Source organism: Pseudomonas sp. SD17-1, from assembly GCF_029201585.1.
Classification (GTDB): domain Bacteria; phylum Pseudomonadota; class Gammaproteobacteria; order Pseudomonadales; family Pseudomonadaceae; genus Aquipseudomonas; species Aquipseudomonas palmensis.
In genome coordinates this window covers 1,408,236-1,433,627 of sequence record NZ_CP104044.1, presented here as the reverse complement: position 1 = coordinate 1,433,627, position 25,392 = coordinate 1,408,236, and the positions used below count along the sequence as shown (strand labels likewise).

Annotated in this window: 29 protein-coding genes; 3 read left to right on the top strand and 26 right to left on the bottom strand. The window is 63.2% G+C overall.

The features are described from left to right. Window positions 1-55: 55 nt before the first annotated feature. The 18 genes from N0B28_RS06395 to N0B28_RS06310 form a co-directional block, all read right to left on the bottom strand. Window positions 56-262, bottom strand: coding sequence for a tail protein X (locus N0B28_RS06395; RefSeq protein WP_078480052.1), 207 nt, complete (start codon window positions 260-262; stop codon window positions 56-58). After that, window positions 237-1,082: a phage tail protein gene (locus N0B28_RS06390; protein WP_123752978.1), complete on the bottom strand. Its 846-nt coding sequence runs from the start codon at window positions 1,080-1,082 to the stop codon at window positions 237-239. Before N0B28_RS06390 ends, N0B28_RS06395 begins: the two co-directional genes overlap by 26 nt. 9 nt (window positions 1,083-1,091) lie before the next feature. Then, on the bottom strand, window positions 1,092-2,474 hold the full coding sequence (locus tag N0B28_RS06385; protein WP_123752977.1) for a hypothetical protein: 1,383 nt from the start codon (window positions 2,472-2,474) through the stop codon (window positions 1,092-1,094). Between the two features lie 140 nt (window positions 2,475-2,614). Next, window positions 2,615-2,914 (bottom strand): phage tail assembly protein, encoded by a 300-nt coding sequence (locus N0B28_RS06380; RefSeq protein WP_043864277.1) that lies wholly within the window; start codon window positions 2,912-2,914, stop codon window positions 2,615-2,617. Between the two features lie 9 nt (window positions 2,915-2,923). Then, window positions 2,924-3,433, bottom strand: coding sequence for a phage major tail tube protein (locus tag N0B28_RS06375; protein WP_123752976.1), 510 nt, complete (start codon window positions 3,431-3,433; stop codon window positions 2,924-2,926). Between the two features lie 12 nt (window positions 3,434-3,445). After that, window positions 3,446-4,612 (bottom strand): phage tail sheath family protein, encoded by a 1,167-nt coding sequence (locus N0B28_RS06370; protein ID WP_088514471.1) that lies wholly within the window; start codon window positions 4,610-4,612, stop codon window positions 3,446-3,448. 109 nt (window positions 4,613-4,721) lie between these two features. Next, complete coding sequence (locus N0B28_RS06365; RefSeq protein ID WP_088514470.1) at window positions 4,722-5,054, bottom strand: hypothetical protein; 333 nt, start codon at window positions 5,052-5,054, stop codon at window positions 4,722-4,724. Between the two features lie 10 nt (window positions 5,055-5,064). Beyond that, window positions 5,065-5,250, bottom strand: a complete 186-nt coding sequence (locus N0B28_RS06360; protein WP_080922947.1) for a Com family DNA-binding transcriptional regulator — start codon at window positions 5,248-5,250, stop codon at window positions 5,065-5,067. 67 nt (window positions 5,251-5,317) lie between these two features. Further along, window positions 5,318-5,755 carry a phage tail assembly chaperone gene (locus N0B28_RS06355; protein WP_100633088.1) on the bottom strand — a complete coding sequence of 146 codons (438 nt, stop codon included), beginning with the start codon at window positions 5,753-5,755 and terminating at the stop codon, window positions 5,318-5,320. A gap of 2 nt (window positions 5,756-5,757) precedes the next feature. Next, window positions 5,758-7,674, bottom strand: coding sequence for a phage tail protein (locus tag N0B28_RS06350; protein WP_100633087.1), 1,917 nt, complete (start codon window positions 7,672-7,674; stop codon window positions 5,758-5,760). Further along, window positions 7,674-8,276: a phage tail protein I gene (locus N0B28_RS06345; protein ID WP_054914988.1), complete on the bottom strand. Its 603-nt coding sequence runs from the start codon at window positions 8,274-8,276 to the stop codon at window positions 7,674-7,676. The genes N0B28_RS06350 and N0B28_RS06345 overlap by 1 nt, the downstream gene beginning before the upstream one ends. Window position 8,277: 1 nt before the next feature. Next, window positions 8,278-9,159: a baseplate J/gp47 family protein gene (locus N0B28_RS06340; RefSeq protein ID WP_104572111.1), complete on the bottom strand. Its 882-nt coding sequence runs from the start codon at window positions 9,157-9,159 to the stop codon at window positions 8,278-8,280. Then, window positions 9,156-9,482 (bottom strand): GPW/gp25 family protein, encoded by a 327-nt coding sequence (locus tag N0B28_RS06335; RefSeq protein ID WP_043864285.1) that lies wholly within the window; start codon window positions 9,480-9,482, stop codon window positions 9,156-9,158. Before N0B28_RS06335 ends, N0B28_RS06340 begins: the two co-directional genes overlap by 4 nt. A gap of 80 nt (window positions 9,483-9,562) precedes the next feature. Next, window positions 9,563-10,123: a phage baseplate assembly protein V gene (locus tag N0B28_RS06330; protein ID WP_043864286.1), complete on the bottom strand. Its 561-nt coding sequence runs from the start codon at window positions 10,121-10,123 to the stop codon at window positions 9,563-9,565. Then, window positions 10,120-10,638, bottom strand: a complete 519-nt coding sequence (locus tag N0B28_RS06325) for a hypothetical protein (protein WP_100633084.1) — start codon at window positions 10,636-10,638, stop codon at window positions 10,120-10,122. Before N0B28_RS06325 ends, N0B28_RS06330 begins: the two co-directional genes overlap by 4 nt. A gap of 73 nt (window positions 10,639-10,711) precedes the next feature. Continuing rightward, a complete protein-coding gene (locus tag N0B28_RS06320) occupies window positions 10,712-11,731 on the bottom strand; it encodes a hypothetical protein (protein ID WP_146094991.1) in 1,020 nt (339 codons plus the stop codon). A 58-nt stretch (window positions 11,732-11,789) separates the two neighbouring features. Next, window positions 11,790-12,173, bottom strand: a complete 384-nt coding sequence (locus N0B28_RS06315; protein ID WP_058541493.1) for a phage holin family protein — start codon at window positions 12,171-12,173, stop codon at window positions 11,790-11,792. Window positions 12,174-12,715: 542 nt separating this feature from the next. Continuing rightward, complete coding sequence (locus N0B28_RS06310; protein ID WP_078480062.1) at window positions 12,716-13,450, bottom strand: XRE family transcriptional regulator; 735 nt, start codon at window positions 13,448-13,450, stop codon at window positions 12,716-12,718. Between the two features lie 169 nt (window positions 13,451-13,619). On the opposite strand from N0B28_RS06310, the gene mutS reads away from it, so the two are divergent. Both mutS and fdxA read left to right on the top strand, forming a co-directional pair. Beyond that, window positions 13,620-16,187 carry a DNA mismatch repair protein MutS gene (mutS, locus tag N0B28_RS06305; RefSeq protein ID WP_054914991.1) on the top strand — a complete coding sequence of 856 codons (2,568 nt, stop codon included), beginning with the start codon at window positions 13,620-13,622 and terminating at the stop codon, window positions 16,185-16,187. Window positions 16,188-16,326: 139 nt separating this feature from the next. Further along, window positions 16,327-16,650 carry a ferredoxin FdxA gene (fdxA, locus tag N0B28_RS06300; RefSeq protein ID WP_043863281.1) on the top strand — a complete coding sequence of 108 codons (324 nt, stop codon included), beginning with the start codon at window positions 16,327-16,329 and terminating at the stop codon, window positions 16,648-16,650. Between the two features lie 536 nt (window positions 16,651-17,186). Here fdxA and rpoS read toward each other — a convergent pair. The 8 genes from rpoS to N0B28_RS06260 all read right to left on the bottom strand — a co-directional run bounded on the left by rpoS (window position 17,187) and on the right by N0B28_RS06260 (window position 24,326). Next, the gene (gene rpoS / locus N0B28_RS06295; RefSeq protein WP_054914992.1) at window positions 17,187-18,194 is read right to left on the bottom strand and encodes an RNA polymerase sigma factor RpoS; all 1,008 of its coding nucleotides are present in this window, start codon (window positions 18,192-18,194) and stop codon (window positions 17,187-17,189) included. Window positions 18,195-18,302: 108 nt separating this feature from the next. Further along, a complete protein-coding gene (locus N0B28_RS06290) occupies window positions 18,303-19,163 on the bottom strand; it encodes a peptidoglycan DD-metalloendopeptidase family protein (RefSeq protein ID WP_043863279.1) in 861 nt (286 codons plus the stop codon). 174 nt (window positions 19,164-19,337) lie between these two features. Beyond that, window positions 19,338-20,015, bottom strand: coding sequence for a protein-L-isoaspartate(D-aspartate) O-methyltransferase (locus tag N0B28_RS06285; RefSeq protein WP_162484879.1), 678 nt, complete (start codon window positions 20,013-20,015; stop codon window positions 19,338-19,340). Beyond that, window positions 20,015-20,764 carry a 5'/3'-nucleotidase SurE gene (gene surE, locus N0B28_RS06280; RefSeq protein ID WP_275730942.1) on the bottom strand — a complete coding sequence of 250 codons (750 nt, stop codon included), beginning with the start codon at window positions 20,762-20,764 and terminating at the stop codon, window positions 20,015-20,017. The genes N0B28_RS06285 and surE overlap by 1 nt, the downstream gene beginning before the upstream one ends. Further along, window positions 20,752-21,810 (bottom strand): tRNA pseudouridine(13) synthase TruD, encoded by a 1,059-nt coding sequence (truD, locus tag N0B28_RS06275; protein WP_043863277.1) that lies wholly within the window; start codon window positions 21,808-21,810, stop codon window positions 20,752-20,754. Before truD ends, surE begins: the two co-directional genes overlap by 13 nt. Continuing rightward, window positions 21,807-22,280: a 2-C-methyl-D-erythritol 2,4-cyclodiphosphate synthase gene (ispF, locus tag N0B28_RS06270; protein ID WP_043863276.1), complete on the bottom strand. Its 474-nt coding sequence runs from the start codon at window positions 22,278-22,280 to the stop codon at window positions 21,807-21,809. The genes truD and ispF overlap by 4 nt, the downstream gene beginning before the upstream one ends. Window positions 22,281-22,356: 76 nt before the next feature. Next, entirely contained in the window at window positions 22,357-23,205 is an 849-nt protein-coding gene (gene fghA / locus N0B28_RS06265) for an S-formylglutathione hydrolase (RefSeq protein ID WP_229589592.1), read from the bottom strand. 8 nt (window positions 23,206-23,213) lie between these two features. Then, window positions 23,214-24,326 (bottom strand): S-(hydroxymethyl)glutathione dehydrogenase/class III alcohol dehydrogenase, encoded by a 1,113-nt coding sequence (locus N0B28_RS06260; RefSeq protein WP_043863274.1) that lies wholly within the window; start codon window positions 24,324-24,326, stop codon window positions 23,214-23,216. Window positions 24,327-24,432: 106 nt separating this feature from the next. Here N0B28_RS06260 and N0B28_RS06255 point away from each other — a divergent pair, with 106 nt between their 5' ends. Further along, window positions 24,433-25,329 (top strand): LysR substrate-binding domain-containing protein, encoded by an 897-nt coding sequence (locus tag N0B28_RS06255; protein WP_123752971.1) that lies wholly within the window; start codon window positions 24,433-24,435, stop codon window positions 25,327-25,329. Window positions 25,330-25,392: the final 63 nt, after the last annotated feature.

Below are 25,392 nucleotides of genomic sequence, written 5' to 3'. Positions count from 1 at the left end.
CTCCAGAAGGGCCTGCCCGCGCACGCAGCGCTGGCAGGCAGGGGGGCGCGCCAGCTCAGTCCCATAACTGCACCAGGGCCTGGCGGGCGGGCGTCAACGCGGGCAGCCTGATGAGCACCCCGGCACCAAACGGCTGCGCCTGGTCGGCCAGGCCCTGGTTGGCATCGAGTACCGCTTCGACGCTGCCGTTGAGGTGCCCGTAGTAGTGCTGGCAGAGGCTGTCGAGCAGATCGCCGTCAGAGGTTCTGCAGATCGTCGCCATAGCTCACGAACTCCAATGAAAAGCCTTGTTTGCGAGGAATGCCGCCAGCCACCAGGCTGCTCTGGTCCTCCTCGATGCTGGTCAGGCACCAGTTGCCCAGTACCTCGCCGTAGCCGGTGGTCAGGCTCAGTGGCTGCAATTGCCGACCGATGCTGCGCAGCGCCTGCAACTGGCCGAGCCCGCTTTTGGCACCGGGAAAGATCGTGCCCTTGAGGGTGATGCGCTCTTCGCCCAGCCCCACCGCCTGCTGCGCCGGGTGGCGGCTCAGGCGCTCCTGGCCCGCCCAGCGAAAGCCGCTCTGGCGACGCAGTTCATCGAAGGTCGCGGTGTCGAGGTTGAAGTAGTAAGGCTGCGCCTGCGCCTGCAACGACTGCAGAATGAGCAGGTGCGGGAACGGCTTGACCACCTCGGCTGCCGGCGTGACCGACGGCGCGAAACTGCCGGTGGGCAGCAACGTGCCCAGCGACGGGCTGATGCGACCCGCCACCTTGTTGATGGCTGCGGCAGCCTTGGCCGCCTTCTGCTCGAAGATGACGATGCGCTCCTGCACCAGCGCGACCTTGGCCACGGCGCGGCTGTAACGGCCCAGCACCTTCTCGACGCCCCGCTGCGCCCGGTTGATGGCGCGCATCGTGCGTTGCAGCCTGGCGCCGATCAGCGGCCCGACGTAGGGGATGTCCTCGAGCGCCGCAGCGGCTTCGGCGATATCGCTGATGGCGCCGGTCATGGGCTCCAGCATCTCGTCGGCACTGCGCCGGCCCGCCTCCCCCGCTGCGATCAGCGCTCGCAGGGCCGAGTGCAACTGGTCCATGTAGGTCATGGCAGCTCCTTATACAAATGTGGGGTCGGCCAGTTGCCGCATCGAAGCCTGACGGGTCAGTTCGAGGAACTGACGTCGAATGATCGGCTCGATGTTCATCGCCAACTGGGCCGGGTCGGTGACACTGCCCTGCACGGTGATGGGCATGTTCGGGGCGAAGGTGATCTGTTGGGCAATCGGCTGCGGCGCAGGGCTGATCGAAGGTGGCGCAGGCGGCAACGACAGAATTGTCATCGGCTCGCCAGCGCCGGGATTCATCGAACGAGCGACATCGCCCAGCGACTTGGACAAGTGAGTGGGTTCGCCAGCAGGAGGCTTGGCAGCATCGTCGTCTGCAAACCACTTCTTGGCTAACGAGGAGCCCCACTCGCTGAACACAATACCCCCGATCAGCGAACCGATCGCAGGACCGATGACAGGAACGAAAGCGCCCAGCGCAGCCCCGGCCAGTGCGCCACCAAAACCGCCCACTGCCCCACCATATCCCTCGGCCTTCTGCTCGGTGGTTTCTGCAGTGAGGAAGGTCTTGCCGAACTTGTAGATGGCCTCGACGGCTGCGGGCGCTCGAGCGGCCTTGATCGCCGGAACAGCCTTGCCGAGGTAACCTTTGATGCTTTCCCAGCGCCCAACCGGAGCAGATGAAAGTCGGCGCCTGGAGGGGCTGTTCTTTCTTCCCCCTCTACCCCTTCTCGAAGTTATCGCGCCGCAGCAAAAGTCCTGGGCATTGACGACAAACACGCGTTGCGGCGCCCTTGCGCCTTTGGGAGCGTCGCCACCCAGCACGCCAGCCTTCCGTGGCCCTGCCCTGAAATCACTGGCAACAGCGATGATACCTATGGGCTGCGGCCCCTTTGCCGGGGGCCCGGTATCATCGCTCCCCGCCATCCTCCTGCTGAGCGGGTCGGATACCCGACCCGCCGCAGGTGCCCCATCGGTTGGCAGAGATGCGGGCGCTGCAGTCTCCAGTGAAGCAGCCGCAGCTGCCCCTGCGGGTGCCTGCGGTGCCGCTTGCGATCTGATGTTTACGGATACCCTGGCGGGCTTCGATTGCGAAAGCCGGCGCGCAACATCGGCGACCTGGAAACTGATCACCTGCAAGTGCCCGTCGATGCTCTTCAACAATGTCAGCCTGTGCCGGGAGCCCTGCGTTTCAGCAGCCTGTACGGCGCCCCCGGTCTTTGCTTGAGTTCTCGCGCCTGGCGGGTCACCAGGAGCGCTGTCGAGCATCCCGTTGCCCAGCGTCTCGTGCCCGAGCGGGTACAGGTCGCCCTTGCCTTCGCTGCTCAATTGCCTGAGTTGCCGGATCCGCGCCTCAAGCAGCTTGAATGATGCGCCGATCGTCGAACTGACCGAGGCGCCGATAACCAGTTTCAACGCTAACGCGTTTGCCATACGGTCCCCCTGTGCGTGCAAAACCGGCTCACTCCGTGAGCCACCAGACCATGTCGTTGAATGACATGGTCATGATCTCGGTGGCAGAAAAATTCAGCTCACGGGCAAGCCGCCTGGCGGCCACCTTCTGAAGGGAGGGGTCAAAGCTCGTCGTCTTGCACCAGGCGAAAATAGCCCGCCTGCAGGCGGCCATAGTCCTTGAGCGCGAGGCCCTCCAGGTCCTTGATGCCCACCTCGGCGAGGGAGGCGAACAGGTTCAGCTCACGCTGCTCGTCGTCGCCGCTGCCGGCCGACTGAGCCGCACGAATGTCGCGTACCGTAGGCGAGCGCAACGACAGGCTGTCGACCTTGATGCCATTGGCTTCGCTCGGCCGGGTCAACGCCACCACCACGCCGTCGGCGCTCAGCTTCATCCAGCTGGGGATCTTTGCTTGGGTCATGAGAAGTCCTTACAGGCCCAGGGCCGAACGTTGTGCCGCGAGCTGGTCGACGCCGTCGATCACGCGCTTCATGCCGATGGGGTCGACCTCGTAGATCAGGCGTCCGCCGACTTCCAGCTTGTAGTAGGTGACGGCGACGGTGTGCTTGACCTCGGCCTTGTCACCGGCCTTCCAATCGCCCATGTCGACTTCCTTGAGCGCGCCGCGCAGGGTCACGATCACCGGGGTGACAGCGCCCTTGAGGCCCTTGAAGGCACCGCGGAAGGTGCCGTTGAACGCAGAACCATCGGCCAGGCCGAAGAACTTCAGCGACTCACGGCGCACGCCGGTAGTGGTGAAGCCGGCTTCCTGCTTCTCCATCCCCATGTCCATCTCGATGGGCATGTCCATGCCGCCCACCCGGTGCTCTTCCATTTTCAGGGTGAGCTTGGGCAGGGTCAGGCTGGTGACATCGCCCTGGAAGCTGGTGCCATCGACGAACAGGTTCAAGTTCGCCAGGGTTTCGGGAATCATTGCCATTGCTAGTGCTCCTTAAGCTGCGTTATCGAGAACTTCGGTCAGCCACTGGTTGGTGACCTCGACGCGGAAGTTGGGGTTTTCGGCCGGTGGTACGTCGGTGAAGCGGATGTTCCAGTACACCTTGCCCTGCTCCAGCTGGCTGGCACTGTTGAGTTCCGGGTCGGCGAACACTTCGAAGTTGATGATCGCGCCCTGGGCCTTGAGGTCGCGCATGAACGCCTGCAGGCCTTCGGTCACGTCCTTGACGTAGGTGGCGGTGATCGAGCGGTCGACTGCCCATTTGTGCCCGTAGAGAATCGCGTCCATCACGATGTCCATGGTGCGCACGCGGGTGACGAAGGCCCACTTCGGGTCGCTGCTCAGGGTGCGGTTGCCCCACAGGCGATAGCCGTCATCGCGGATGATGGTGGTGATGTTGGCGTTGTTGAGCAGGTTGGCGCGGCAGGTCTCGTCGCCATCGAGGAACTCGATGGGGCGGGTGGTGCCGGTGATGCCGACGAACTCCTTGTTCGAGGGCGAGGCCCAGAAGCCGTACTCGTTGTCGGTCCAGGCGAACAGGCCGGCGACCCAGGCCGAGGCCGCTGCATCGACGGTGGCGCTGGCGGTGGTGTCCCAGTACTGCACGCCCGGGTCGACCAGGAAGGCGCGCTTGGCACCGAAGTTTTCGGCGTAGGCCAGGGCGGCCTCGTCGGTGGTGGCCGGGCCGTCGATGATGGCCAGGCCGCGCAGCTTGTCGGCCAGGGCCACCAGGGCGGTGGCGACGGCTTGAGTTGCGCTGTGCTTTGGAGTGACTAGCAGGCGCGGCTGGGCGTTGAAACGGCTCTTGCCGTCGAGCAGCGCTTGCAGGCCGGTACGCTTGCCGTCGGCCAGCACGCTGCCGATGATGGCCGAGGTCTGCTCGGCCGCATCGGCAACCTTGGCCACGCCGCAGGCGACGATGACCGCCTTGGCGCGCTGGTAGATGGCCTGGCAGGCACGGGTGATGGCCGCGTCGGCGCCGAAGGCGGCGATGGCTTCACGCTCGCTGGTGATCAGCACCAGGTCGTTGAACTTGGCGCTGGCGGTCGGGCCTTCGGTGAAGGTGTCCACCAGGCCGATGATCGAGGACGACGGCAACGCGATGGTGCGGGCGCCGGTGTCGACGTTGGTGACGGTGACGCCGTGAAAGAAACCACTCATGGGTAAACTCCGGGTATGAAAAAGGCCCTGCAATGCAGGGCCTTGTAAGGTTGGATCGGCAACTATCGGGGCGAACCGCCCGTTGCAGGTACAGGTGCGGTGGCCAAAATCAGGCGAGGAAGTCCCAGGTCAGCGAGATCGCGGCGACAGAGTTGTTCGAGACGGTCCACAGCCCGTAGCCAGCAGGGATAAGCAGTGGGTAGGGTTGGGTGTACTGCCAGTTGTTGCTACTGGCTACTCCGCCCATGATAGCGTGCACCGTCATGTCACCCAGACGAGCAGGTGCCTTGGGACCGCTGTACAGGTTGATGATGCCGCCGCCGGTGCAAATGGTGGCGGTGCGCAGATAGACGCCTTCCTTGTTTTCTTCCGGGCTGAAGACTTGAGTCACCGTGGTCGGGTGAGCGTTGAAGAAATGCTTGCCTACTTTTACTGGTTCCATGATTTTTTACCTATCGAGTCGAATGCTGGGTAGCGGAACATTCCGCGTTCATGTCGCTCACAGGCGATGGTTCGAGGCTCGTGGCCTTCACATGATTCAACGTTCCGCAGCGGGAACATTTGATCTGGAGTTCTGTGAACTCGCCCATACGGGCAAGCAGTCGTTTGCATCTGCCGCATCTGCAATCTTTCAACATCTGCAAAGCCTTGTGATTTTCTGCTGAAGGGTCTTGAAGAATGAAAAAGCCCCGACAGTGCGGGGCTTCAGGGGCTGATGCTTTCCAACCAGAGCGGCGGTACCGGCCGGTGCTCAGAAACTGGGAACAGCTCAGACTGGGGCCAGTCGCGCAGGGCCTGGCGGTACTGCAGCAGCTCGGCGAACTGCTCGGCTGACAAGCTGGTAGTCAACTGCATGTCAAGCTCGTCTCTATGGCGAGTGACTAACCATTCCGTAGCACCTATTTGCGAATCACGGCCTGCGCGCTCGCGGGCCGAATGTTGTTCCAAAGTCAGTACCACCGGCGGGGGCTCAATCAGAATGGGCAGCCCATCGGGGTCGTGGGAGCGTACCTTGCTCGGATCAGGATTGGCGATCACGTCAAGAAAAAGCGCTTCGGTGATAGGGCGGGCATCCGGTGGCATTTCCAGGTGAATGCCCTCCAGGTAGGTAGTAGCGGTGGAGAGACTGTAGTAGCGCTGCATATTTATCGTCCTAGGGCGAGCCAACGTATGGATTGAGCGGCCTCTGCATAGATCACCGCACCCGACTTCGACAGTGAGTTCACCCACTGGTCGTTGTACTCGCCGACGGTCGCCTGGCTGGCTTGTCCGGTGAGCATCAACTGCAGGACACTGCTCGGAAATTCAAGAGGGAAGTTGAGGTCACGCACTCCCGCGTTACCTGACAGCGCGCCCCACTGCACAGTGAACCCACCAAGCCAGGAAGGGAAAACCAGGTAGCCATTGGTAGTGAAGCTGGCCGTGAGCCCCCAGCGCAGTTTTTTTGGTGTAACGAGCACATCATCGGCCAAGCCTGCGTTGACCTGCGCTTGGGTGGCGATTCTCACCATACCCAAATTGGTTTCGGTCGCTTGAGCGGCCAACGCGGCCAACGCAGCAATATCAATGTTTCCTTGATTGATCGGCGCACTCCAGGCCTTGATGCACCAGACCACAGAAACGTTGCGCATGCGGGTTTCAGAGGCAGTACGGGCTACAAGCCCCGTATCGAACTCAGTACCCTGAAATGCTCCACTGGTGCTGCCATTTGCAACATAAAAGCCGGCGGTAGTAGTTGAGGACGCTTTGAAAGCCCCTTCCTGATCGGCAACCATAACGCCGCCCTGATAGGCACCACGGATGCCAAATTTGCCAGTAATCCGCTGCATCGCATCAAGCTGCTCGTCACCCAGCGCACGGCCGACGTCGATACCACGGCCATGATCCCAGCCCCGCAATGCAGCGCCGCGCGACTCCGGCAAACGGAAGTAACCCGCCGGTTCTGTGCCGTTGTTGTAGGCGCCGCCAAGGAACGCAGCCAAGTCGGGATAAGCAGCGATACTCTTCGCACTGTTATCGACCTCAAGCCAGCCTGGCGGGATCTTGTTCACCGGCAGTGCTGCCATGACTCCCACCGGCATCGCCGAGGCCTCGGCGATCATCTCTTCAATCTGCGCTTTGGTGTAACTGTCGGTGATGCCATACCCGCTCAGCGTGGTCGGATTCGTCGCGGCGACAACGCGGCCGTAAGCATCCACCTTGACGCTGCGATAGGTGCCAGCGGCGACCCCGCTGCGCCCGAACGCCATTTCAAACGCCAGCGCCGTTACGCCCAGAGTAATGGGGGCATCCGTGGTCAGTTGCCAGGCGCTGTCACCGTTGGCCGTACCCCGCTCCACCAGCACCAGCAGGCCGGGCGTGACCTTGGCGCTGCTGTCCGCATCCGGGCAACGTGTCCACGCTCCACTGGCAACCAGATACAGGCCGTTGTCCTTGGCAGCGGCCTGGTTCTTCACCAGCACGCGCGCGCCCGCCTGTAGCGCAACACCATCCATCGTCTGCAACCCGCTCAAGGTGATCGCGGCCGTGGTCGCAGCCAGCACCGAGTGCTTGAAGTCGCGCTTGGCCAGTTCCTCGGTCACGAACTCGCGGGTCGCCAGCACTACACCCGGATCGATCTTGAGTTGCACATTGCTGGCGCTGCTGACCACCAGGTTCATGCGCACCACCTGGGTACGACCCGAGCCCTGGTTGAGCAGCGGCTTGTAGGTAGGCGCACAGTTGGCCACCGCCACCAGGTCGCCGTCGGCGTCGTACAGCCCCACCTCGCGAATCCAGCGACCGCCGATCTCGGCCGGAATCACCTGCTCGGCGACGATGACCGCACTGTCCTTTTCGTCGACCTTGAGCTGGTTCAGCGGCGCCCGCCGCCACTCGTTGAGCAGGCTGGTCCAGCTCGCGTCGGGCATTGGCAGCGGCGGGTTGTCCAGCCCTGCCGGACTGGCGTCACCGACGGCCATGTGTGTGATTTTCCAAGGAATGCCCAGGGCATCCGCATTGGCCTGTTTCGCGGCCCCCACCTTGGTCAGGATCGCGTAGAACTGGGAGTTCTGATCAACCATTAGTAAATGTCCAGATAGTCAATGGTGTGTTCTCGCCCACCACGCCCGATGGCCCCCATGACCGTGAGGTCGGCCGGCGCAGGCGGGTAGATGTCAAGTTCGTCGCCGTCTTGCAGCGCGGCGCCGAGGTAAAGCGACCCAGCGGTTTCCAGGCTGATGACCAGGCCACTCAGGTGTCGGCTGACGGGCCTGGCGTCGTCGATCAGCCAGGTCAGTTCCTGGTACGTCTGTTCGCTGATCCCCGCCTCGGACACGCCGATCTTCAGCGCGAACGTGCCGGGCACCGCCGGGGGCGTGGCCTTGAACCACTCGATCACTTCGATCAAATAACCAAACGGCTCCACCACGCGGCGCAATGCGCCGATCGTGCCCTTGTGGGCATGCACGTAGAACGAGGAGCGAATCACCGAGCGCTTGATCGCCTCGGGCCAGGTGTCGTCCCAACGGTCCACCGACCAGGCCCAGGCCAGCTGGTACAACAGGTTCGCCGGGCAGGTATCGGGGTTGTACAGGGTGCGCAGGGTGACCTTGAGGTCTTCGCTGGAGGCCGCCTCGACGGCCCGTTCCAGCGGCGTGCTGTTGAGCGGCAGGAGGCTGTGCATGTCAGCCCCCCCGCGTCAGTTCGAACCCGGTGCACCAGGCCGCCTGCGCCTTGCTCGGTCGGATGTCGGTCCAGTTGCGCAGCTCCACCCGGCTCACACCGGCGATGTGCAGTTGCGCATCGATGGCCGAGCGCGAGACCTCCACGCCAAGACGTCGTCGGGGGTTGACCCAGGCCTGCAGGCGCCGCTGGCACTCGGCCAGGGTCGCTTCGTTCTCCGGCCCCGTCCCGGCCATGTAGAGCACGGCATCGATGCGATAAGGAATCACCTCGGCACTGCGCACTTCCAGGCGGTCCGCCACCGGGCGTACATCGTCGTCGTTGAGGTAGGCGGCCACTTCGGCCAGCAACTGCGCACTGGCGATGCCGTTCTCCTCCAGGCTCAGCACCGTCACCTCCACCACTGCCGGTGACGGGCTTTCTGCAGAGGCATCGGCCACCTGCCCCGAGGCATTGCGTGCATGCAGGATGTAGCTGTTGCGCGGGCCGGCGGTGGTCAGGCCCTCGTACACCAGTTGCACCCGCTCGCGCAGTGCATCGTCTTCCTCAAGCACTTCGAGGGTCGGTGGCACACTGTTCGCGTCTTCGGCCTGTACCACCAGCCGCTTGAGCTGCACGTTGGCTGCCAGCTGGTCCAGGTCGCTGCCCTGGGCATAGGCCAGCAGCAGCGCCTTGGCGGCATCGTTGACCCGCGCCCGATTGAGCAGCTTGCGGTACGCGCCCACCTCCAGCAGTTTGGTCACCGGGTCGCTTTCCAGCAGCGCGTCCCAGTTCTCGCCCATGTGCGACCGAAAGGCCGCCAGGTCATCCTGGAAGATGTCCTCGAAGTCGAGGTCTTCCAGCACCTGCGGCGCGGGCAGCGCCGACAGTTCCACGTTGCTCATGCCGTTATCTCCAGCAGTTGGCTGTCGCCCAGGTACTGCCCGCTCAGCTGCAGGCTGATCTGCCCGCCCACTACCGCCACCACGCGCACCCGCTGCAATTTCAGGCGTGGTTCCCAGCGGGTCAGGGCGCGGGCGACCTCGGCCTGCACCGCACTCTTCCAGCCCTCGTTGACTGGCAGGTCGACGAAACGGCGCAGCTTGCTGCCGTAGTCGGGGCGCATGCGCCGGCTGCCCAGCGGGGTGGTGAGGATGTCTTCGATGGACTGGCGCAGGTGCCCGATGCCGGACAGCGTCTGCCCGCCGTGGCGGCTCATGCCGATCATCGCGGTACCTCCCTGGCCTGAATGCATTCACTAGCCATGTTGTCTCCAGGCATAAAAAAGCCCGCGTCGGCGGGCGGGGTTCAGTGCTTGTGATTGGCGGTGTTGCCGCCGGTGTCGATGATCTTGCCGGCCCCCAGGATGTCACCGGTCACACGCAGGCCACCGTTGATGCTCACCTCACCGGTCAGGGCAATGTTGGCGGCGTTCAGGGTGATTGCGTTGTCGGTGACCAGCAGCGAGCTGCCGGCCACCTTTAGGCTGACGGTGCCACCGGGCAGCTCGATGCTGTAGCTGCGGGCCTGCCAGTCGTAGACCAGCGAGCCACCGTCATCGAAGCGCCATACCTCGACGTGCTCGCGGTTGTCGGGTGGCGCGCCGGCATTGCCGTACAGGCCCGGTACGAAGGTGCCCTGCGCCGGCTCACCGCTGGGGCTGAGCAGTGCGCCCTGCTCGTTCAGGCTCGGCGCACGCCAGTGGCGGGCCTTGCCTGCCGCGTGGCTGTGCCAGCGCACCCAGGCGCTGGTCCAGCCGGCGCCATCGGAGACCCGTACCCGCGCTGCTGCCAGGTCGATGCCGACCACCCGACATGGAATGACCAACGCCGCCAGCATGCGGTCATGCATGGAGCTGGCGTAACTCATGCCATGTCCTCCGGTGCCTGGTAGCTGTCCTTGTGCGCGGGCCCTGTGTCCGGGCTGAAGGCGAACAGCAGCGAGCCGGGTGGCTGGTCTGGCCAGGGCCACTGCAGGTCGCCAAGATAAACGGGCTGCTGCCATTGCACCCGCCATTCCAGGGTGCCGGGTACTTCGGCAGGTATGGCCGTCTGCGCCTTCACATTGAGGGTCGCCGCGACGAAATCCACGCCCCAGAACTGCTTGTGCAGCACAAGCGTTGATTTCGCCGCCAATGTGGCGGCTTGCAGGGCTGCGTGTTGCTGCTGTGCATCCACCAGGATGCGTGCCTCGAAACGCGCCAGGATGCACAAGCGTCCATCGCCGGGGTCAACGCTTGCCTCCATAGCGGTGATGGTGTGACACAGTGCCGGTTGCGGAGTGTGCTCGTTGACTGCGCTGAACGCTTCAACCGTCGCGAAATCAGGTACACCCGCCTGGAATGTTGCGGTAATGGCCTGGCTCAATAGCTTGAGTTCGTTCACAAGCCCTCCTTTCGTGTCTTCTTCGACAAGCCGCCCACTGCGGTTGCAGCAGGCGTTGCGTTCACTGCGGCGACTACGGCTCGAACCAGCCGGTCGGCGCAATCCGACCCTCGGAGCGCTTGGCTGCCAGCGTGCCGGCATTCTTGAAGTTGAAGGTCTGCGGGTACAGGAACGCCAGCGATACGCCACCGAACACGAAGCTGCGCGAGCCGCTGTTGTCCTTCAGGTCGTAATTGGTACGTACATCGTGGTTTCCGCTGTCGGGCGAGAAGTACTCGGCGTAGTCACCGGTGGCAGAGGTGCTCATGACGCACCTGGAGTCCATTCGAACGCCGGTAGCCAAGGGTGCGATATACCCGGAGCAGTCCATCAAGGTGCCGACAGGGCCTGGACTTGCACCGGGCGTTTCGGGTCGTAGCAGGTAAATGCCTCTGGACACCACCTCGGTGCCGGTGTCGTAGATGTTGCGCACCTCATGGGTGTCCAGATAGAACGACGCCAGGTAGCAGAAATGTGCGAACCCGGGGGGCGCGGGCAACAAAAATGCGCCGAAGGACAGCGCCCCTATATTGTCGAGCGTAAGGGTGGTTGCAGTGTTAGCGACGACGGTCGCTACCCGGCCGGACCACTGCCCGCCCTCACTGATGACCAGGCACTGCACACCGGCAAGATTGTTGTCGGCCATCCAGTCGTAGCTTTTTTCAGCGATATCGTGGGTACCCTCGCCGGCCTTGTTCAGCGTGATCACGTTGCCGCTGATACTGCCCACGCGCAGGAACGGCATGGTTTTCACCACGGCACTGGCGTCACCTTCATTGGCACAGGCAAAGGCGGCGTACCAGCTCTCTTTGCAGTTGCTGCGTTCGGCACCGAGACCGGCTGGCGCCACGCTGGCGACCTTGTCAGCCATCGCGAAGGTCGGAACCATGCCCCGTGTGTATTGGCCGCGAAAGCGAAAACCGCCCATCGCAACAAAACTCCTGCTCAGCCTGACCGACGTGGCAGAGCCGTAGATCACCGCGTCGCGCGGCCCCTGGGCCAGGGTTAGGCCGACGTAGCCGGCATTCTCGTACAAGCGGGTGTTATCAGACATAGGTTTCTCCGGACATGAAAAAGCCGCTGCAAGCGGCTTTCGATAGTGTTTGCGACGATCATTGCTCCTGGTCGCGCTCACGCAGGTCGCGATGCAGTGGCGCATCCGATGCCAGGGGCGGCACGCCCTGTGCCACACCCAGCCGCTTCGCAGCCCAGCGCTCGTAAAGCCCGATGGCCACGTCGGCGCCCGCCATGGCGGTCAGGCAACCAAAGGCTGCGGCGCTCCAGATCGACAGCCCGCTGGCATACAGCAGCATCACGGTCGATACGCCGCAGACCATGCAGGCCCCGGAGCGCAGCAGCAGTCGCCTGAACAGGCCCCAGCCGCGGGCGCCCTCCTTGTCTGCGCGCCACATCTCACCAGACAGACCGCCCAGCAATGCCAGGACGATCACCAGCCAGATCGGCATTTCCAGCAACGTCTGTTGCTCGTTTGTCATGCTCGTGCTCCCTTGTTGAACAGCCGATCACTCGGCATTCCAAAAAGCCCGGTCGCCCAGGCTTTTCAGTAATGCGTTGTCGGACCGCCGGCCACTGCTGGTGCGCCGTGCGATCCCGCCTCAAATTGTTCCTCCGACCGCGGCCGCCTGCCCGCCGGATAACTGCTTACGGTGCTTTACGCTGCACACCCGGGTCAGTTGCCAACCCTCTGAACAGTTCAGGCCTGTTCATCGCTGCCTTTGCCACTGCCGGTGTCTGACCGGCTTGAGACAAAGGTTATGCATCAATGCATATGCAGTCAATGCATTTTTGGAAATATTTATGCACGCAGTTTTGCGCTAACGCATGAAAGCCTTGCCCTGCTTGCGCTGCAGTGCTGTCTTGAGGGGTAGATTTTTTGCAGGAACCGGCCTTGCCGGTGAAGGATTCGGTGGGATTGCCGCAAATATTTGGTGCGATCATTCGCCGGCAAGGCCGTCCCCTGCAGGCATTTGCAGGCACAAAAAAACCCGCCGAGGCGGGTTTGATGTAGCGACAGAACCTAGCGGGCGTACATGCCCCACCAGAACACATGCCCGAGGATGCTGATCTGCTCCTCCTGCATCTGCTGGAAGGTGTAGTCCTCGTCCGGGTGCTCGTCGCGGTTGAAGCTGCGCAGGCGGATACCCGTGGGCAGGCGATACAGCTGTTTCACGCGCAACTGGCCATTGTGGTTGATGGCATACAGGTCACCATCGACAATGTCGCCGATGCCGCTCTTGCCCGCATTCACCCCCACCGTGGCGCCATCACGCAGCACCGGCAGCATGCTGTTGCCTCGCACCGTCACGCACTTGGCCTGGTCGAACTGCACGCCGTTGTGACGCAGGCTGCGCTTGCCGAAGCGCAGGCTGGCCTTCTCGCTTTCCTCGATGACGAATCGTCCTGATCCTGCTGCCAACTCGACCTCACGAAGAAACGGAATGGACACTTCGTCGTCCTCGACGGGGGTGTCGTCATCCCACAGGCTGATGTCCTGCAGCTGCACGTCGGCGCGCGGCGCGTTCGCCGGGCGGGTATCGCCCAGGTCGGCACGGCCGCGCAACTGATCGGTGCTCACGCCGAAGTACTCGGCGATCTTCGACACATGCTTGTCGGAAGGATCGACGATCTTCTCGCTGAGAATCCGCGACAGGGTGGATTGGGGCACGCCGGTGCGACGGTGAAGCTCCGTGGGGGAGATCCCGTGGCGGTCGAGCAATGCTCTCAAGACGGTAGCTACGTTGCGTTTTTGCATAACGTGCATAGTACTCATCTCGTGCGCAAATGCAAATTCAAATATGCATTAACACAATGCCAGGGGCAAAAGGTCGCTGCGCAGCGTTAGGCCCGGCAACGGGGAAAAAATCCCTGTACCATTGCCCGCTGCCTTTGGTCTAAACGACACTGCGAGCCAAGTTTCTGTAATGAGCGATCTTTCCGCACACACCCCGATGATGCAGCAGTACTGGAAGCTGAAGAACCAGCACCCGGACCAGCTGATGTTCTACCGCATGGGCGATTTCTACGAGATCTTCTACGAAGACGCGAAGAAGGCCGCCAAACTGCTGGATATCACCCTGACCGCCCGCGGGCAGTCAGCGGGCCAGTCGATTCCCATGTGCGGTATCCCCTACCACGCCGCCGAAGGCTACCTGGCCAAGCTGGTGAAGCTGGGCGAATCGGTGGTGATCTGCGAGCAGATCGGCGACCCGGCCACCAGCAAGGGCCCGGTGGAACGCCAGGTGGTGCGCATCATCACCCCAGGCACGGTCAGCGACGAAGCCCTGCTCGACGAGCGCCGCGACAACCTGATCGCCGCCGTACTGGGTGACGAACGCCTGTTCGGCCTGGCCGTGCTGGATATCACCAGCGGCAACTTCACCGTGCAGGAGTTCAAGGGCTGGGAAAACCTGCTGGCCGAGCTCGAGCGCGTCAACCCCGTGGAGCTGCTGATCCCCGACGACTGGCCCCAGGGCCTGCCCGCCGAGAAGCGCCGTGGCTCGCGCCGCCGCGCACCATGGGACTTCGACCGTGACTCGGCGCGCAAGAGCCTGTGCCAGCAGTTCGCAACCCAGGACCTCAAGGGCTTCGGCTGCGAGAAGCTGACCCTGGCCATCGGCGCCGCCGGCTGCCTGCTCGCCTACGCCAAGGAAACCCAGCGCACCGCCCTGCCGCACCTGCGCAGCCTCAAGCACGAGCGGCTGGACGACACCGTGGTGCTCGACGGCGCCAGCCGGCGCAACCTGGAGCTGGACGTCAACCTGGCCGGGGGCCGCGACAACACCCTGCAATCGGTGATCGACCGCTGTCAGACCGCCATGGGCAGCCGCCTGCTGACCCGCTGGCTGAACCGGCCGCTGCGTGACCTGAAGGTGCTGCAGGCCCGCCAGAGCTCGATTCGCTGCCTGCTCGACGGCTACCGCTTCGAGAAGCTGCAACCGCAACTGAAGGACATCGGCGATATCGAGCGGATTCTCGCCCGTATCGGCCTGCGCAATGCTCGCCCACGGGATCTGGCGCGCCTGCGCGACGCGCTTGGCGCGCTGCCTGAACTGCAGAACGCCATGGCCGAGCTGGAGGCACCGCATCTGGCGCGCCTGGCGGCCATCGCCGGTACCTACCCGGAACTGGCCGACCTGCTGCAGAAGGCGATCATCGACAACCCGCCTGCGGTGATCCGTGATGGCGGCGTGCTCAAGGTCGGCTATGACGCCGAGCTCGACGACCTGCTGTCGATGAGCGAGAACGCCGGGCAGTTCCTGATCGACCTCGAAGCCCGCGAAAAGGCCCGCACGGGCCTTGCCAACCTCAAGGTCGGCTACAACCGCGTGCATGGCTACTTCATCGAGCTGCCGAGCAAGCAGGCCGAACAGGCGCCGGCCGACTACATCCGCCGCCAGACCCTCAAGGGCGCCGAGCGCTTCATCACCCCAGAGCTCAAGACGTTCGAAGACAAGGCGCTGTCGGCCAAGAGCCGCGCCCTGGCGCGCGAGAAGATGCTCTACGATGCGTTGCTCGAAACCCTGATCGGCCACCTGGCCCCGCTGCAGGACACCGCCGCGGCGCTGGCCGAACTGGATGTGGTCAGCAACCTGGCCGAGCGTGCGCTGAACCTTGACCTCAACTGCCCGACATTCGTCGACGAACCGTGCATGCGCATCAGCCAGGGTCGCCACCCGGTAGTCGAGCAGGTGTTGACCACGCCGTTCGTGGCCAACGACCTGGGCCTGGACGACAACACGCGCATGCTGGTGATCACCGGCCCGAACATGGGTGGTAAGTCCACCTACATGCGCCAGACCGCACTGATCGTGCTGCTGGCGCATATCGGCAGCTTCGTGCCGGCCGCCAGCTGCGAGCTGTCGCTGGTGGACCGCATCTTCACCCGTATCGGTTCCAGCGACGACCTGGCCGGTGGGCGCTCGACCTTCATGGTGGAGATGAGCGAAACCGCCAACATCCTGCACAACGCCACAGAACGCAGCCTGGTGCTGATGGACGAAGTGGGCCGCGGCACCAGTACCTTCGACGGCCTCTCGCTGGCCTGGGCCGCCGCCGAGCGCCTGGCCCAGCTGCGCGCCTACACGCTGTTCGCCACGCACTACTTCGAACTGACCGTGCTGCCCGAAAGCGAGCCGCTGGTGGCCAACGTGCACCTGAACGCTACCGAGCACAACGAACGCATCGTATTCCTGCACCATGTGCTGCCAGGGCCTGCCAGCCAGAGCTACGGCCTGGCAGTGGCACAACTGGCAGGCGTGCCGGCACCGGTGATCCAGCGTGCCCGCGAGCACCTGGGCCGCCTGGAAACCAACAGCCTGCCCCACGAAACCGCGCCAGCAAGCCCGGGAGCGCCCAGCACGCCGCACCAGAGTGACCTGTTCGCCAGCCTGCCGCATCCGGTGATCGAGAAGATCGGCAAGCTCGACGTGGACAACCTGACGCCACGCCAAGCTATCGAAATGCTCTATACACTAAAGACTCTGTTATAACGCCCCATCGCACAAACTGATAGAATCCCGCGCGGTTCGGCGGGGCAGCGAGTTATTAGCCTGGCTCGCTGCCGACCTACCGAACCGAGCGGCCCTGTCTGGAAGGGAACGCTGCCGTCGCCTGAGGAGAAAATTAGAAATGACCTTCGTCGTCACCGACAACTGCATCAAGTGCAAGTACACCGACTGTGTAGAAGTCTGTCCGGTGGACTGCTTCTACGAAGGCCCGAACTTCCTGGTCATTCACCCGGATGAGTGCATCGACTGTGCACTGTGCGAGCCTGAGTGCCCCGCCGTTGCGATCTTCTCGGAAGATGAAGTGCCGGCCGGCATGGAAAACTTCATCGAGCTCAACGCCGAGCTGGCCGAAATCTGGCCGAACATCACCGAGAAGAAGGATTCGATGCCAGACGCTGCAGAGTGGGATGGCAAGCCGGGCAAGATTGCAGATCTGGAGCGTTGATCGACGCCGGATCAATGAAAAAGGCCCTTCGGGGCCTTTTTTTATGTTCGCTGCAGGGCCACCCACTTTTTCGCAGGCAAAAAAAAGGGGCGGTATGACCCGCCCACATTTTTTTCCGTAGTCCCTGTATTCCCTATCATCATCCTGATGAATCGCATCCCGCGATGTCCTTGGCGCTCATCCTTGAGAACCTGTGTCAGTCCGTAGACACAGTTCAGATACTATCCCCTGCAGCCGGCAGAGCAACTGGTAAAAGCTCTCAAAAAAAGTCCGGAAGGTGACGCCACCTCACAATAAACTCTTTCAATATCAATTGGTTAGATAAAATACCACGTCAAAACCGACTGGAATTTACACCCGCTTGATGTAAAGGCTTACGGATCTTGTAAGCGATAACCTACAAATCCAATAACAATACGCAACCGGGAAAGGTTGCCGCCGTGGTATCGGTGTTTCTGCGCGTGTCTGAGCGCTTGAGACAGCCACGAACAAAAACGCCTCGACTGGGTCGAGGCGCCTTTTCACAGCCGTCGCAGTTACTGGAACAGCGACTCGCTGGACAGACCGTTCTTCTCCAGGATCTCCCGCAGCCGCTTGAGGCCCTCCACCTGGATCTGACGTACCCGCTCCCGCGTAAGACCAATCTCCAGGCCGACATCCTCCAGGGTGCTGCTCTCATGCCCGCGCAGGCCAAAGCGGCGAATCACCACCTCACGCTGCTTGTCGGTCAGTTCGCTCAGCCACAGGTCGATGCTCTGGGACAGGTCGTCGTCCTGCAACAGCTCGCAAGGGTCGGTGGGACGATCGTCGGTGAGGGTATCGAGCAGGGTCTTGTCCGAGTCCGGGCCCAGTGAAACGTCCACCGAAGACACGCGCTCGTTCAGGCCGAGCATGCGCTTGACCTCGCCTACGGGTTTTTCCAGCAGGTTGGCGATCTCTTCCGGTGACGGCTCGTGATCGAGTTTCTGGGTCAGCTCGCGTGCTGCACGCAGGTAGACGTTCAGTTCCTTGACCACATGGATCGGCAGGCGAATGGTGCGCGTCTGGTTCATGATGGCGCGTTCGATGGTCTGCCGGATCCACCAGGTGGCGTAGGTCGAGAAACGGAACCCACGCTCGGGGTCGAACTTCTCGACTGCGCGAATCAGGCCCAGGTTGCCCTCTTCGATCAGGTCGAGCAGCGATAGACCGCGGTTGACGTAGCGGCGCGCAATCTTCACCACCAGGCGCAGGTTGCTTTCGATCATGCGTTTGCGCCCGGCAGGGTCGCCACTTTGCGACAGACGCGCAAAATGAACTTCTTCTTCCGGGGAAAGCAGGGGCGAAAAGCCGATTTCGTTGAGGTAGAGCTGAGTTGCATCAAGTGCTCGAGTGTAATCGATGTACTTGTGCTGTTTGAGCGGTGAGCCTTGTTTGGCCCGGGTCCGAACCGGAGATACAGCAGGTTCGTCTGACACCACATCCGTTTCCAAAACGATGCCGGTTTCCATAAGGAGCACCTCATCGTCGATGTCAAACTCCGGCACTTCTTTACTGAGAGCCATTGTTATAGTCCTTTGCTGAGTTCGAACTCAGACTCAAGCGGCGCCTTTATCCTTGGCAACGCTGAGCCTGTCCCCACTACGCGAAGGAACAGGCCGGGTACATGCTTATCAACGACGTGGCAGGAATTGCAACGGATCTACAGGTTTGCCCTGGCGGCGAATCTCGAAGTGAAGCTTCACCCGGTCGGTGCCCGTGGACCCCATTTCGGCAATTGTCTGCCCAACCTTGACCTGCTGTCCCTCCCGAACCAACAGCCTGCGGTTGTGACCGTAGGCACTGACGTAGGTATCGCTGTGCTTGATGATTACCAGTTCACCGTAGCCCCGCAAGCCACTTCCGGCGTACACAACGGAACCATCCGACGCAGCAAAAACAGGCTGTCCCAAATCACCGGCGATATCAATGCCTTTATTCAAACTACCGTTTGAAGCGAATTTTCCAATCAGCACACCGTTGGCCGGCCATGCCCAGCCACCGGCCGAACGCTCCGAAGCCGGCACCTGGACGGGGGTGGTGGCGACGACGGGCGGCGCGCTGGTACCGCCTGGAGACGTGGTTTTTGCCGGTGCCGGGGTACCTGCCGGACGACGGGTGACCGTGGTCTTGCTGGAGGGCGAGGTGGAGGTGACGACCCGCGAGCCGCTGCTGGTAGCCGTGCCGGAGCCGAAGCGGATCGCCTGGCCGGGCCGGATGGTATAGGGCGCCGGGATACCGTTGCGCGCAGCGAGCTCCTTGTAGTCCCAGCCGTAGCGAAAGGCAATCGAGAACAGCGTATCGCCCGGGCGAACCACGTACTGCCCCGTAGTGACCACCGGGCGCTTGGGCGCGGCGCTGTTGCGGTCGACCACCCGCACGCTGCTCGAAGATGAACTGGAACACCCTGAAACCAGGGTTCCCAAGGCGAGTGCAATCACCAGAAGCTTTAAGCTCGATAGACCCATGCGCTGCCGAATGACTGTGTGACTCACCCGCCGCTCCCTTATGTGGTGACCGATGTAGGAATGCAATATTGTTGCAATTATAACCGAGCGCACAGGCAATGCAGATCAACTGCTTGCCAGGTTGTGCGATCGTTCAAGAAACCGCACGCCCCATAGACCCGGCAATGCACCGGGAATTCGACGCCCGCGAAAAAAATCGACTCAGCTCAATGTGCCATTGAGCAACGGCACGAAGCGTACGTCACACAGTTTGCGCCGCGAGAAGCCCTGTTCTTCGCGCACGATCAACAGCAATTGCTGTGTCTCGCCACTGGCGCCCACCGGTATCACCATGCGCCCGCCCGGTGCCAGCTGGTCGAGCAAGGCCTGGGGCACTTCGGGTGCGCCGGCGGTGACGATGATGCCATTGTAGGGGGCCAGTGCCGGCCATCCCTCGAAACCGTCGCCCCAGCGGAACACCTGGTTGCGCAGGTTCAACTCGACCAGCCGTTCCTTGGCGCGGTCCTGCAGGGGTTTGATGCGCTCTACCGAGAACACCCGCTCCACCAGCCTGGACAGCACTGCTGTCTGGTAGCCAGACCCGGTGCCGATCTCCAGCACCTTGTCCAGCGGACCGTCCTCCAGCAGCACCTCGCTCATGTACGCGACCATGAACGGCTGCGAGATGGTCTGGTTGTTGCCGATGGGCAGGGCGGTATCTTCATACGCACGGTGCGACAGCGCCTCGTCGACGAACATGTGCCGCGGGATGTTGCGCAAGGCCTCGAGCACCCGCTGGTCCTTGATGCCTTCCTCGATCAAACGCTGGATCAGCCGTTCACGGGTTCGCTGCGAAGTAAAACCGATACCATGGCGCATCAGATCCTCCGGCTCTCGCATCAGAGCAGCCCCTCCAGCCAACCCTCGAGACGGTCGAAGGCATCGTTGAAGGTGCGGTCAAGCTGTAGCGGGGTGATCGAGACATAGCCCTGCATCACCGCGTGAAAATCGGTACCCGGGCCGCCATCCTCGGCGTCGCCGGCCACCGCGATCCAGTAGCCTTCCTTGCCGCGCGGGTTGACCACCTTGGTCGGCGCCGCCGCACGTGCACGATGCCCCAGGCGTGTCAGCTGGATGCCACGGATGTGCTCCAGCGGCAGGTTGGGAATGTTCACATTGAGTACGGTGCGCGGTGGCAGCTCAAGGCTTGCATGCGCCACGACCAGCTTGCGCGCGAAATAGGCGGCAGTGGGCAGGTTGTCCGGCAGGCGCGAGAGCAGCGAGAAGGCAAACGAGGTGCCCCCCAGGAATCGACCTTCCAGCGCCGCGGCGACCGTGCCCGAGTACAGCACGTCATCGCCCAGGTTGGCGCCCAGGTTGATACCCGAGACGACCATGTCCGGCGGATGCTCCAGCAGCCCGTTCAGGCCCAGGTGCACGCAATCGGTCGGTGTGCCGTTGAGGCTGATGTAGCCGTTGGCCAGGGTCTGCGGATGCAGCGGGCGGTCGAGCGTCAGCGAACTGCTGGCGCCGCTCTTGTCCTGGTCCGGGGCAATCACCACGCACTCGGCATAATCCGCCAGCGCAGCATGCAGCGCGGCGAGACCGGGTGCGGTGACCCCGTCGTCGTTCGAAATCAGAATACGCATGGGCTGTCCGTCTGCCCTGCCGGCACCAGATCGACGAGTTCGCGCACCACCACGGTGGCGAAGCATCCGGCCGGAAGGACGAATTCCAGTTGCAGGATATCAGGCTCGGGATAATGCCACGTCAAGCCGCCAATGGGCAGCCGCAGAATGCGCCGTTCCTGTTTGAGGTTGGCATTGCCCAGCCATTGGCACAGGGCTGCCTCCTGTTCGGCCACGCGTTGCTCGATCGCACCGCCTGCCCCACTGGTGGCCGGCAGGCCCTCGCCCCACAGCGGCCCGGTAGGGTGCAGGTCGAGTATTGCCAGGCGCGGATCGCTGCACTCGGCCTCGCCCGCCGCGAAAAAGCTGCGGCTGTCGGTGAACGCCAGCAGGTCGCCGACCTGAGCCTGTTGCCAGCTGCCATCGGCAACCCGCTCGGCCAGCACCCGGTTGAACAGGTAGCTGCGTGCGCTGGACAGCAGCCGCGAGCGCACATTGCGCTGCTCGGGCAGGGCCTTGCGCTCGGCCCACTGGCGCGCATCGTGCACGTTGCCGCCAGCAAAGCCGAAGCGCTGGCTGCCGAAGTAGTTGGGCACGCCTTGTATGCGCAATTGCTCGAGGCGCGCGTCCAGGGCCTGGTGATCGGCGCTGAGCGCTGTGAGGCGCAGGGTGAAGCCGTTGGCCGAGTGCGCGCCACGCTGGAGTTTGCGCGAGTGACGGGTGTGTCTGAGGATGCTCAGGGTTTCGTTTTCAGCCGCGCTCAGGTCAGGGTCGGCCTTGCCCGGCAGGTGCAGGCTGAACCATTGGCGAGTCAGCGCCTGACGGTCCTTGAGGCCGGCATAGCTCACGGTGCGCAGCGGTACGCCGGCGGCGCGGGCCAGGCGGCGGGCGGCCTCCTCGGTATTGAGGTCGCGTTTCTCGACCCACAGCCACAAGTGCTCGCCTTCACCCGACAGGGGAATGTCGAGCACTTCATCGACCTGGAAATCTTCGGCCGTGGCCTTGAGGATGGCGCTGCCCAGCGCCGGCCCGGCTGCCTGCGGGCCGAGCAGTTCGAGTTCGGTCATGCGCGCAGCAACAACGCGACGGCGTGAACGGCAATGCCTTCTTCTCGGCCGGTGAAGCCAAGCTTCTCTTCGGTGGTGGCCTTGACGTTGACCTGGTCGAGCTCGACCTGCAGGTCCTGGGCGATCAGGGTACGCATGGTTTCGATGTGCGCGGCCATCCGGGGTGCCTGGGCCACGATGGTGGCGTCGACGTTGCCCACCTTCCAGCCCTTGGCATGGATGATCGACAGGATGTGGCGCAGCAGCACGCGGCTGTCGGCGCCCTTGAACTGCGGGTCGGTATCGGGGAAATGCTTGCCGATGTCACCCAGCGCGGCGGCGCCCAGCAGTGCATCGCTCAGCGCGTGCAGCAGCACATCGCCGTCGGAATGGGCCAGCAGGCCGAACTTGTGCGCAATGCGCACCCCACCCAAGGTGATGAAATCGCCTTCCGCGAAGCGGTGCACATCGTAGCCGTGGCCAATACGCATAAAAAAACGCCCTGATTGAGTCAGGGCGTGATTCTACCTGCTTTGCCGGGGGTTTGGCTTATTTGTAGGACTAGCCCTACGCCCGCCCCAGTGCCGCCGCATGATGGCGCAGGTGGTCATCGATGAAGCTGGCGATGAAGTAGTAGCTGTGGTCGTAGCCAGGCTGCAGGCGCAACGTCAGCGGGTAGCCAGCCGCCTGCGCGGCCTGGGCCAGCACTTCGGGCTTGAGCTGGGTTTGCAGGAAGTCGTCGCGATCGCCCTGGTCGACCAGCAGCGGCAGCGTTTCCTGCGCCTGCGCGATCAGCACGCTGGCATCCCATTCGCGCCAGCGCGAACGCTCCTCGCCCAGGTAGCGACCGAACGCCTTCTGGCCCCACGGGCAGTCCATCGGGTTGCCGATGGGCGAGAACGCCGACACCGACACATAGCGCCCGGGGTTGCGCAAGGCGCACACCAGCGCGCCGTGCCCACCCATGGAGTGACCGCTGATGCTGCGCGCAGCGGAGGCCGGGAAATGCGCCTCCACCAGCGCCGGCAGCTCATCCACCACGTAGTCGTGCATGCGGTAGTGCTCGGCCCACGGCTGTTCGGTGGCATTGAGGTAGAACCCCGCGCCCAGGCCGAAGTCCCAGGCGCCGTCCGGGTCGTCCGGTACCTGTGGCCCGCGCGGGCTGGTGTCCGGCGCCACGATGATCAGGCCGAGCTCGGCGGCAAGCTTGTGCGCACCGGCCTTCTGCATGAAGTTCTCGTCGGTGCAGGTCAGCCCGCTCAGCCAGTACAGCACCGGCAGCTTGCCGCCCTGCTCCGCCTGCGGCGGCAGGTAAACGGCAAACACCATGTCGCACCCCAGCACGCTGGAGCGGTGCCGGTAGCGCTTGTGCCAGCCGCCGAAGCTCTTCTGGCAGGAGATGTTTTCCAGGCTCATGGCAGACCTCAGAAGTGGATGACGCTGCGGATGCTCTTGCCTTCATGCATCAGGTCGAAGGCCTTGTTGATGTCTTCCAGGCCCATGGTGTGGGTAATGAAGGTGTCCAGCGGGATCTCGCCCTGCTCGGCCATGTCCACATAGCTTGGCAGCTCGGTTCGACCACGCACGCCACCGAATGCCGAGCCGCGCCAGACGCGGCCGGTGACCAGCTGGAACGGACGCGTTGCGATCTCCTGGCCGGCACCGGCGACGCCGATGATCACCGACTCGCCCCAGCCCTTGTGGCAGCACTCCAGGGCCGCACGCATCAGTTGCACGTTGCCGATGCACTCGAACGAGAAGTCCACGCCGCCATCGGTCAGGTCCACGATCACTTCCTGGATCGGGCGATCGTAGTCCTTGGGGTTGATGCAGTCGGTGGCACCCAGCTGGCGTGCGATCTCGAACTTGGCCGGGTTGATGTCGATGGCGATGATGCGGCTGGCCTTGGCCTTGACCGCACCGATCACGGCCGACAGGCCGATGCCGCCAAGGCCGAAGATGGCCACGGTGTCACCCGGCTTGACCTTGGCGGTATTGAGTACCGCACCGATGCCGGTGGTCACGCCGCAACCAAGCAGGCACACCTTCTCCAGCGGGGCCTCTTTCTGGATCTTGGCCACGGAAATTTCCGGCAGCACGGTGTATTCGGAGAAGGTCGAGGTGCCCATGTAGTGGAACAGCGGCTGACCCTTGTAGGCAAAACGGGTGGTGCCGTCGGGCATCAGGCCCTTGCCCTGGGTCGCGCGGATGGCCTGGCACAGGTTGGTCTTGCCCGACTTGCAGAACTTGCACTGGCGACATTCCGGGGTGTAGAGCGGGATCACGTGATCGCCCACCGCCACCGAGGTCACGCCCTCACCGATGGCCTCGACGATGGCGCCGCCTTCATGGCCCAGGATGGACGGGAAGATGCCTTCCGGGTCGGCGCCCGACAGCGTGTAGGCGTCGGTGTGGCAGACGCCGCTGGCGACCACGCGCAACAGCACTTCGCCGGCCTTGGGCATGGCCACGTCGACTTCGACGATCTCCAGCGGTTTCTTGGCTTCGAAGGCAACGGCAGCACGGGACTTGATCATCAAGGTTCTCCACAAAGGTTTCAGTTCAGGCGTGAAGTGTAATTCATCGTCTTTTGATTAATAATCGAGCCAAACACAAAACATTATTGCCATGCAGGGATAATCGATGAGCAGCCGCTGGGAAGGGATCGACGAATTCGTCGCGGTGGCCGAAACGGGCCAGTTCACTGCGGCAGCCGAGCGCCTGGGGGTATCGTCGTCGCACGTGAGCCGCGCGGTGGCGCGCCTGGAAGATCGCCTGCAGACGCGCCTTTTGTACCGCAGCACGCGCAAGGTGACCTTGAGCGAGGCCGGGCAGACCTTTCTTCAGCACTGCCAGCGCCTGCAGGATGGCCGCGAAGAGGCCCTGCGCGCCATAGGCGACCTGACCAGCGAGCCCAAGGGGCTGCTGCGCATGACCTGTGCGGTGGCCTATGGCGAGCGCTTCATCGTGCCGCTGGTCACCCGCTTCATGGCGCAGTACCCGCAGTTGCGGGTGGACATCGAGCTGACCAACCGCACCCTCGACCTGCTGCACGAAGGCATGGACATGGCGATTCGCCTGGGTCGGTTGCAGGAGTCACGCCTGGTGGCGGCACGCCTGGCCCCACGGCGCATGTACCTGTGCGCCTCGCCGGCGTACCTGGAGCGCTATGGGCGGCCCCACAGCGTGTCGGAGCTGGCGCGGCACAACTGCCTGATCGGCAGCACGGATATCTGGGCCTTGCAGCAGGAGGGTCGGGAAATCAGTCAGCGGGTGCAGGGCAACTGGCGCTGCAACAGCGGGCAGGCGGTGCTGGATGCGGCGCTGCAGGGGATGGGCCTGTGCCAGTTGCCGGACTACTACGTGCTGGAGCATCTGGGCAGTGGCGCGCTGGTGTCGCTGCTTGAAGCGCATCAGCCGCCGAATACGGCGGTGTGGGCGTTGTACCCGCAACAGCGGCACCTGTCGCCGAAGGTGCGCAAGCTGGTGGATTATCTACGGGAGAAGTTGGGACAGTTGCCTGAGTACCGCAGCGTGTAGAAAACGTCGCGGGCTCCCACAAATCATTCACCCGCCCTTGAACGTACTGCAGTCCCTTGTGCA